Origin of the sequence: Sandarakinorhabdus sp., assembly GCF_032115815.1 — a bacterium.
Taxonomy (GTDB): domain Bacteria; phylum Pseudomonadota; class Alphaproteobacteria; order Sphingomonadales; family Sphingomonadaceae; genus Sandarakinorhabdus.
Genome location: NZ_JAUMBI010000006.1, coordinates 1 through 6,636, shown reverse-complemented (window position 1 = coordinate 6,636; position 6,636 = coordinate 1). Strand labels below are relative to the sequence as shown.

The window sequence follows — 6,636 nt, the reverse complement described above, 5'->3', positions numbered from 1 at the left end:
GATGCCGACGTGGTGTTCACCGGCTTCCAATTACCCATAAGTATTTGAATCGCTTGGCGGCGTCTGACGAAAAAACTTGAACCGGATGAATCGGTTGTGATTCATTCACGAGCACCATGTCGTGTTCGTGAGGTGCGAGATGTCGATTGAATGCGGTAAACCGTCGGTTGTGGGTGATCACTGGTCGCGCAGCGAAATCGATGAGACGGCGTTCAGGGATGCTCGGCTTGGGCGGCGATGTGGCGATTTGCTGTGCCGCCTGAGCGACAGAATGGGAGGCACGATCCCACTGGCCTGCCAGGACTGGGCGAGCACCAAAGCCGCATACCGGTTCTTCTCCAACCCCAAGGTTGAGGAAGGCGACATACTGGCCGGCCATTTTGAAGCGACGAAGGCACGATATGCGGCATCGCCAGGCCCGATCCTGTTGCTTCAGGATACGACCGAGTTCACCTATCAGCGCCGGAACCCGCACGACGTTGGCTTCACCAAAAGCATCAACAGTGGCCGCGACAAGGAAGGCCGGCTCCGGCACCATGCGGTGTGTGGGATATTGATGCATTCCAGCCTGGTCGTGACGGAGGACGGGCTTCCTCTCGGACTGTCTGCAGTCAAGTTCTGGAACCGTGAAAAGTTCAGGGGCACGGCCCAGCTCAAGCGCAAGATCAACACGACGCGGGTTCCGATCGAGGCAAAGGAGAGCGTGCGTTGGCTCGAGAACCTGCGCCAATCAATCGACCTGCTGGGTCAGCCGGACCGGTGTGTTCACGTTGGTGACCGGGAAAGCGACATTTACGAACTCTATTGCCTTGCCAGGGAGCTTGGCACCCACTTCGTCGTCCGTACCGTGGTCGACCGGCTCGCTGGCAGCGGCGATCACACGGTGAAGAGCGAGATGCGCGATGTTCCCAGCGCGGGGACGCATAGCATTGAGGTGAGAACCGACGACGACACCATCGAGCGCGTGACCCTCGACATCCAGTACAAGCGGATTCATGTCTGCCCGCCGATCGGGAAGCAGAAGCGTTACCCGTCGCTCGATCTGACCGTGATCCATGCGTCGGAAATCGGCGTCCCATTGGGCCGAAAACCGATCCTTTGGAAGCTCGTAACCGACCTAGAGGTTGGCAATCTGGAAGAGGCGCTCGAGAAAATCCGTTGGTACGCAATGCGTTGGAAGATCGAGGTCTTTCACAAGATCCTGAAGTCCGGCTGCCGCGTGGAGGATGCCAAGCTCCGCACCGCCGATCGTCTGGCCAACCTTGTTGCGCTTTTTTGCATCGTCAGCTGGCGCGTATTGTGGATGACCATGGTGGCGCGTGCTGACCCCCAAGCCGATCCGACGATCGCGTTCACGGCAACTGAAATTACCATCCTCGACCAGATCGTCGCCGATAATGGCAATCGCGGCGCAAAACCGGCGACGCTCGAGCTGTACCTGACCAAGCTGGCACGCCTCGGCGGCTACCTCGCGAGAAAAGCAGACCCGCCGCCAGGCAACACCGTCATCTGGCGAGGGCTGCGGCGCCTCGCCGACATCCAGATCGGCGCCGAGCTCGCCACATGTGGGTAATCGCAAGGTTCACCGGGGGTGTCTCGTTGCAGGCTGCGGCCCGCCTGCACCGCAGCGACACGCATTGCTTCCCGTCCAGTATCGATGCGCCGCATTTTGCCCCTGCGCGTGGGCAGGGGCTGGCCGATCCTGAAAGCCAGCGCATGATTGCCCACCCGCGCATGGGCTATGTCGGCGTGATCGATGAGCGGATGGATCTGGTGCTGGTGGCCGAAGTGGCGGCGCTGCGGCCGGATTGGCAGTTCGTGATGATCGGACCCACCGCCAATATCGATCCAGCCAGCCTGCCGCAGGTGAGCAACATCCACTGGCTCGGCCCGCGCCCCTATGCCGAACTGCCCGCATATATGGCGCACTGGGATCTGGCCTGGATGCCCTTTGCCCGCAACGAGGCCACCCGCCACATGTCGCCCACCAACACACCGGAATTCCTCGCCGCCGGCCTGCCGGTGATCTCCACCCCGATTGCCGACGTGATCAGCAGCTATGGCCGGCTGGGCCTGGTGGAGATTGCCATGGACGCCCCCGATTTGGTGGTCTGCGCCAAGCAGATGCTCAGCATGGCCGCCGATCCGGTGCAGCACCGCCGCCGCCTGGCGGCCGTGGACGCGCATCTGGCCGGAGAAAGCTGGGATGCCACCTGGTCCGCGATGCGCGGCCTGATCGCCGCAGCGGCGCAGACCACGCCATTGCCAGCCCGCCAGCAGGCAGAACGGAGCCCCGCGCATGTCTGATCGGCTGATCGTCGAGTCCGACTTTGCCGGCCCGGTGCCGGCCAAACCGCTGGCGGTGGCCCAGCCTGTCGAAAAGGCCGTGCCGCGCCGGGCGACCCTGCGACTGAACCACGGCAACAGCGCCACACAGCAAGCCGAAGGCCCGGCAGCATGAAGGCCAACCCGCTCAATCAGCCCGTGGCCGATACCGCGCCCCAGCCCAGTAGCACCCCGCCATTGTTCGGCTCCATGCTGATGGGTGGCTTTGAATGTGCCGCGCACCGGCTGCGCAATGGCCGGCGGCTGGACGTGGCGGCGGCCACCGGCCACGTCCGGCGCGCCGCCGAGGATTATCGCCTGCTGCACGCCCACGGCATGACGGCAGCGCGCGATGGCTTGCGCTGGCACTGCATCGAACGGCGACCGGGCCATTATGATTGGTCGGAACTGCTGACGATGCTGCGTGGCGCGCGGGACAGTGGCATCACCATCGTCTGGGATCTGCTGCACCATGGCGTGCCCGACGATATCGACCCGTTCAGCGCCGAATTCGTCGACCGGTTTGCCAATTTTGCCCGCCATGCCGCGCGGGTGATCGCCAGCGAAAGCGATGCCGCGCCGCTGTTCACCCCGGTCAACGAAATCGGCATCTGGGCCTTTGCCGGCGGCGAGACAGCGGGGCTGACGCCCTTTGCCTTTGGTCGCGGCGCCGAACTGAAACGCCAGTTGGTGCGTGCCGCACTGGCCGCCACCGCCGAAGTGCGCGCCATCGACAGCCGCGCCCGCATCGCCTGCGCCGAACCGTTGATCCATGTTTTCCCCGCCACCGATGACGCCGAGGCCGAAGACCGCGCTGCCGGTTACAACCAGGTTCAGCACGAAGTGCTCGACATGCTGCTGGGGTTGCAGGCGCCGGAACTGGGCGGCCATGCCGATGCCGTCGATATCATCGGTTGGAACCACTATCACGACAATCAGTGGATCGACGGCGGCCCCAGCGTGCCGCCCGGCGACTGGCGGCACCGGCCGCTGCACCAGTTGCTGATCGAAGCCGCCGGCCGCCACGGCAAGCCCTGCTATATCGCCGAAACCGGCTGTGAAGGCGCCTTCCGGCCCTATTGGCTGCGCTATGTCGCCAACGAGGTGCGGCAGGCGCAGGCGCACGGCGTCGCGTTGGGCGGCATCTGCCATTATCCGGTGATCAGCCACCTGGGCTGGGATGATGACCGTCCCTGCGCCAATGGCCTGTTCGATGGTCACGACCCCGAAGGCCCGCGCTCCATCTATGCGCCACTGGCCGCGGAAATCGCCGAACAGGTGCGGGAATTCGCCCAATCCGGCTGACGCTCTGCCGTTCGGGAACCTTTGCGGGCCTGGGGCGTAACCCTCCTGAAGCTGCCCATCCTGAAGCGGCAAGGATACGCCCCATGACATCGACCATCATCATCGCGGCCTGCACGGTCATCGTCGTGCTGGCGAGCGGCTGTTCCACCACTGCCGGCGCCGGCAAGGACATCCAGTCCGCCGGCAAGGCCATCACCAAAACCGCTGAGGACGCAAAGAAATGACCATTACCCGCCCGGCCCGACTGGCCGCATTGAGCCTGCTGGCGCTCACCATGGGCGCAACCGCGGCTCAGGCCCGCGACAACAACTGGTATATAGGCCTGCGCGGCGGGGTGGTCCTCCCCAGCGACCGCACCTTTTATGGTACCCAGCCGACCCGCCCCGATTTCGCCACCACCGAGAAACTGGGTTTGGCTGCCGCCGCGCGTCTCGGTTATGATTTCGGCCGGCTGCGCACCGAAGTGGATGTGGGCTATCACCAGACCGGCCTGAAATCGATCGATTTGCGCTCGACCACTGCGCTGGGTGACGCCGGCCGCTACAGTGATCCCGACGGCCAGGTCCGCAACTGGACAATCATGGGCAACGCCCTGTTCGATGTGATCAACAGCGACGGCTTTTCCGTTTCGGCGGGCGCCGGTGCCGGCGCGGCACGAGTTAGTGCCCACAATGTCCGTCTCGCCGATGGCGCGACTCCCTTCCTGAGCAGCAATGACTGGGTGTTTGCCTGGAACGCCCTGGCCGGTGCGCGCGTTGCGCTCAGCCCCGGAGTCGATCTGGCCGTGGACTATCGCTATCTGCGGCCCAATCGCGCCAATTTTACCGATACCGCCGGGCAGCGCGTGACGATGCGCAACGATTCTCACACGATCCTGGTGGGCCTCAGCTTCAATTTCGGCGAACGCCGCGCCGCAGCGCCGACGCTGGAACCGGTCGCCCCGATGGCCATGCCCGAAGCCGCGCCGCCGCCGCCACCCCCGCCGCCACCCCCGCCGCCGCCCGTCGTCGAACCGGCAGCGCCCGTCACCGCCGGGCCGATCATGCTGTTCTTTGATTGGGATTCCGCCGAATTGTCAGCCGAATCCCGGCAATTGGTGGCCCAGGCCGTCGATCCCGCCCGCCAGCAGGGCATGGCGCGACTGGACGTTTCGGGGCACGCCGATCGTTCCGGCACCGGGCCCTACAACCAGGCGCTGGGCCTGAGACGTGCCCGCATCGTGCAGCGCGAACTGGAAGCCCTGGGCGTCGAAAGCAGCCGCATCAACGTCCAGTCGTTCGGCGAGGAGCGCAGCCTGGTCGACACGGTTGATGGCCAGCGCGAACCGCAGAACCGCCGCGTCGAAATCAGCATCCAGCCGCGCTGATCGCTTGTGGGGCCGGATGCGTCCGGCCCTGCATGCAGCGCAGTGATTTGGTGTATGATCAGTGCTGCCGGCCTCCCGCCGACAGGAGATGATGATGCCGCCGGCCAGTTCCATCCCACGCATCCTGATCGTCGAGGATTCGATCTTCATCGGCCTCGCCCTGCAGGATATGTGCGACAGCCTGGGCTGGGCGCTGATCGGCCCGGCGGTCACCATCGCCGACGGGATGCGCCTGGCCAGGACCGAGTCCATCGATGCTGCCCTGCTGGATGTGGAGATCGGCGACAGCCAGAGCTGGGACATCGCCACCGTCCTGCAACAGCGCGCCATTCCCTTTGCCTTCACCACCGGTCATGCGCTGGCCGGGATCCTGCCTGCCCGCTTTGCCGCCACGCCGATCTTGCGCAAGCCGTTCCGCATGGCCGGGATCGAGCAGCTGATCGGCAGCCTGCTGGCCGCGCCGGCAAGCCCGCCACCTGCCTGAAAGGTTCCGCAGATGCCGCCGCGCCACAATCCCGCCACCCGCTACCCCCACCCGCAAGCCGTGCTGGACGATGCCAGCCTGTCGCCTGTGCAAAAGGCGGAATTGCTGGCGGAATGGGCGCTGGATCTGGGCGATCGCAGCGCCGCCAGTGATGAAGGCATGGCCAGCCCCTCGCCCACTCGCACGGACCGCGACGTGCTGATGCTGGATCGGGTGATCGCCGCCCAGGCCAGCCTGGAAGCGATCTCGGCGCCGCTTCAGCCGGACGCGCCTGAAAAGCCGATCGCATAGCGTCCCGCCACCGCATCATGCTGCAGCCCGCCACCCAGTTGCTGGGCCATGGCGCTGATGATGCGCGCCGTCGCCGTATCCGAACCCGCCAGTGCATCGTGGCCAACAAAGGCGCTGGTGCTGACCGCAAGGTTGATGCCGGCGGTCGACGGTTCTGCGCTCACTGCCAATTGCAGCAGGCCGGGCGGCGCCTGCTGGCTGGCCAGCAGGGCCAGTTCGGTGATCAGGAAACCAACCGGGATCGCCAGCGCCGGTGCCAGTGGCAACGCGGCTGCCGTGCAGGTGATGGCCACCCTGTCATGTCGGGCCGAAACCAGCCCGGCTTCGAGCGTGGCACAGAGTTCAGCCAGCATTCCGGCCAGATCCACACAGTCATCGGTTTGCCCCAGATACTGCCAGCGTTGCACCAGCGTGAGCGTCTGGATCTGGGCCTGGATCACGTCGTGCAGACTGCGCACGTCGGCCGATGGGCTGTCTCGCGCCTGCAGTGCCACCAGGCTGGCAATGATCTGCAGGCTGTTGGTGACCTGGTGGTGCAGATCGCGTCGCAACCGCTCTTGCTCGGCCAGCGCCGCCGCCAGATCGGCAGCGCCCGCTTCCGCCGGAATGGCGGAGGATGGCGAAGGATAATGGCCGGCGGCGTTGATCATCACCCATCATGCACCAAGGTGACGCGGACGCGAAATGATGTTAAGGTAAATAACTCAATCGGCGCGGCAGAGATCGCCTGCGGCCAGTGTTTTTTTGACCATCACGATTGCGGGCAGCCGGCCGTAGGCCAGCAAGGCCCGCCGCCGCATGGCCCAGACAATTTCCGGCGCGCAGCGGGCGTGAACGTCGGCCCAGCCGCCTGCCAATGCCCTGG

General features: G+C 65.2%; 9 protein-coding genes. 8 read left to right on the top strand and 1 reads right to left on the bottom strand.

The features are described 5' to 3' along the window. Positions 1 to 139 precede the first annotated feature (139 nt). The 8 genes from RT662_RS00250 to RT662_RS00215 all read left to right on the top strand — a co-directional run bounded on the left by RT662_RS00250 (position 140) and on the right by RT662_RS00215 (position 5,771). On the top strand, positions 140 to 1,573 hold the full coding sequence (locus RT662_RS00250; protein ID WP_313668146.1) for an IS4 family transposase: 1,434 nt from the start codon (positions 140 to 142) through the stop codon (positions 1,571 to 1,573). 26 nt (positions 1,574 to 1,599) lie between these two features. Further along, positions 1,600 to 2,307, top strand: a complete 708-nt coding sequence (locus RT662_RS00245; protein WP_313668145.1) for a glycosyltransferase — start codon at positions 1,600 to 1,602, stop codon at positions 2,305 to 2,307. Then, on the top strand, positions 2,300 to 2,461 hold the full coding sequence (locus RT662_RS00240; protein ID WP_313668143.1) for a hypothetical protein: 162 nt from the start codon (positions 2,300 to 2,302) through the stop codon (positions 2,459 to 2,461). Before RT662_RS00245 ends, RT662_RS00240 begins: the two co-directional genes overlap by 8 nt. Next, positions 2,458 to 3,630, top strand: a complete 1,173-nt coding sequence (locus RT662_RS00235) for a hypothetical protein (protein WP_313668142.1) — start codon at positions 2,458 to 2,460, stop codon at positions 3,628 to 3,630. The genes RT662_RS00240 and RT662_RS00235 overlap by 4 nt, the downstream gene beginning before the upstream one ends. Positions 3,631 to 3,713: 83 nt before the next feature. Next, a complete protein-coding gene (locus RT662_RS00230; protein WP_313668141.1) occupies positions 3,714 to 3,854 on the top strand; it encodes an entericidin A/B family lipoprotein in 141 nt (46 codons plus the stop codon). After that, positions 3,851 to 4,996, top strand: a complete 1,146-nt coding sequence (locus RT662_RS00225; protein WP_313668140.1) for an OmpA family protein — start codon at positions 3,851 to 3,853, stop codon at positions 4,994 to 4,996. Before RT662_RS00230 ends, RT662_RS00225 begins: the two co-directional genes overlap by 4 nt. An 88-nt stretch (positions 4,997 to 5,084) precedes the next feature. Continuing rightward, positions 5,085 to 5,480, top strand: a complete 396-nt coding sequence (locus tag RT662_RS00220) for a response regulator (RefSeq protein WP_313668139.1) — start codon at positions 5,085 to 5,087, stop codon at positions 5,478 to 5,480. A gap of 12 nt (positions 5,481 to 5,492) precedes the next feature. Further along, on the top strand, positions 5,493 to 5,771 hold the full coding sequence (locus tag RT662_RS00215) for a hypothetical protein (protein ID WP_313668138.1): 279 nt from the start codon (positions 5,493 to 5,495) through the stop codon (positions 5,769 to 5,771). Here the strand turns inward: RT662_RS00215 and RT662_RS00210 are convergent. Beyond that, positions 5,738 to 6,421, bottom strand: coding sequence for a histidine kinase dimerization/phosphoacceptor domain -containing protein (locus RT662_RS00210; RefSeq protein WP_313668137.1), 684 nt, complete (start codon positions 6,419 to 6,421; stop codon positions 5,738 to 5,740). The genes RT662_RS00215 and RT662_RS00210 overlap by 34 nt on opposite strands. Between the last annotated feature and the right edge of the window lie 215 nt (positions 6,422 to 6,636).